The organism is Bradyrhizobium manausense (assembly GCF_001440035.1).
In the GTDB taxonomy this organism is placed as follows: Bacteria; Pseudomonadota; Alphaproteobacteria; order Rhizobiales; family Xanthobacteraceae; genus Bradyrhizobium; species Bradyrhizobium manausense.
The window spans coordinates 926-2,427 of the sequence record NZ_LJYG01000113.1 but is presented as its reverse complement, the minus strand read 5'-3'; the positions used below and the strand labels follow the sequence as shown (position 1 = coordinate 2,427).

General features: G+C 56.2%; 1 protein-coding gene. It reads right to left on the bottom strand.

Annotated elements, in window-relative coordinates; translation table 11 throughout:
* Positions 1-244 precede the first annotated feature (244 nt).
* The gene (locus AOQ71_RS40145; RefSeq protein ID WP_057748104.1) at positions 245-1,270 is read right to left on the bottom strand and encodes an IS110 family RNA-guided transposase; all 1,026 of its coding nucleotides are present in this window, start codon (positions 1,268-1,270) and stop codon (positions 245-247) included.
* Positions 1,271-1,502: the final 232 nt, after the last annotated feature.

The window sequence follows — 1,502 nt, the reverse complement described above, 5'->3', positions numbered from 1 at the left end:
GTTCTTTAATCGCGGGCACGGTGTCAACCCCGATTAGACAAAAATCATCCACTGCCGGGTTCATGGTTCTTTCCGCGGTCGTCTCTACAGCCGCCGCATGATGGCGTTCAAGAGGTGTGCATCTCGATGTGAAGAGCGCGGTGCGTAACGCCCGCAGGGACGACTTCGAGATTGCCAACACCTTCGTCCCGGCAGGGACGCTTGTTCCGCCGGAGGCGGATCTGGGTGTCGGTTTAGGGTTACTTCATGCGGCGCGCATCTCTGCCTGGAACTCAGTGCCGTCGGTCCAGATGGAGTGGAGGATGACAGCCATTTTGCGAGCAACGGCAACCTTCGTCTTTTTGGCGCCGATCCTTTTTGTCAGTTTGCTGCCCCAGCGCTTGAGCGCAGAACCTCGCCTGACAACGGTCAGCAGGACGTTCGCGGCTTCGAACAGATAAGTCCGAACCTGATGGTTGCCGCGTTTGGAGATGCGGCCAGTGCGGTCGATCTCGCCGGATTGATGACGTCTTGGTGTCAGGCCGAGATAGGCACCAACGTCGGCGGAATGTCTGAAGCGAGCGGGGTTGTCGATGGTAACGACGAAGGCCAGAGCGGTCAGGGGACCGATACCGGGAACGGTCATCATTCGCCGAACAGTTTGGTCACCCTTCGCCATCACCAGAAGTTCTCGATCAAATTTTTCAATTTGCTCGGTCAAACAGGACTGAGCAAGGAGTAGCGGCGCGAAAATACTTTGCAAATCCGGCGATTCAGCGAGGACGGCGTTGACTTTGCGAGCCAGATTGGTCGAACCGGCCCTGCCGAGCAATATTCCCAGCCCCTTACAAAGACCACGCATCTGGTTGTCGAGGTCACGCCGCAGATCCACCAGCTTGCTTCGAGCCGCCAGCATCGAACGGGTTTTCCAGCTCTCCGCCCCCTTCACGGCAGCTTCCCGGTACCATCCCATGCGGGCCATTTCGGCCAATCCCTTGGCATCGTTTTGATCCGACTTGTTGATACGCATTGATAACGCCGCGTTGGCGTGACGCGCATCAAGGCAAATCACCGGAAAGCCCAGTGCCCTGAGTTGATGCCAAAGCCAATTGGATAGCGAGCCCGTTTCAAAGACGATCCGCTCAGCATTGCCGGCATGACGCCTTAGGAGCTCAGCGATCGCCTCCGGATTGGTCGGCGCACAACCTTCGAATGTCACGCCGCCGGCCTGGTCCAAAACGCAAATGCTGGTTTCTTCCATAGAGATGTCCAGACCAACGTACTGCTTCATAGCGCGGCTCCTTTTCGATTTGCTGACGCCGATCGTACCGATCCTCGTGTTCTCAAGAAGACGTCAGCCGCGATTACGCCATGTGAAGAATGCGGATTGATCTGAGGAATAAGCAGAATTGGACTTGATGTAGTATTCGATTTTGCAGGAAAGCTGCGCGTTCCAGACGATCGTGATCACCAATTCCAGGCCATCGTGATCACTCATTCCAGAGCATCGTGATCACCGTTTC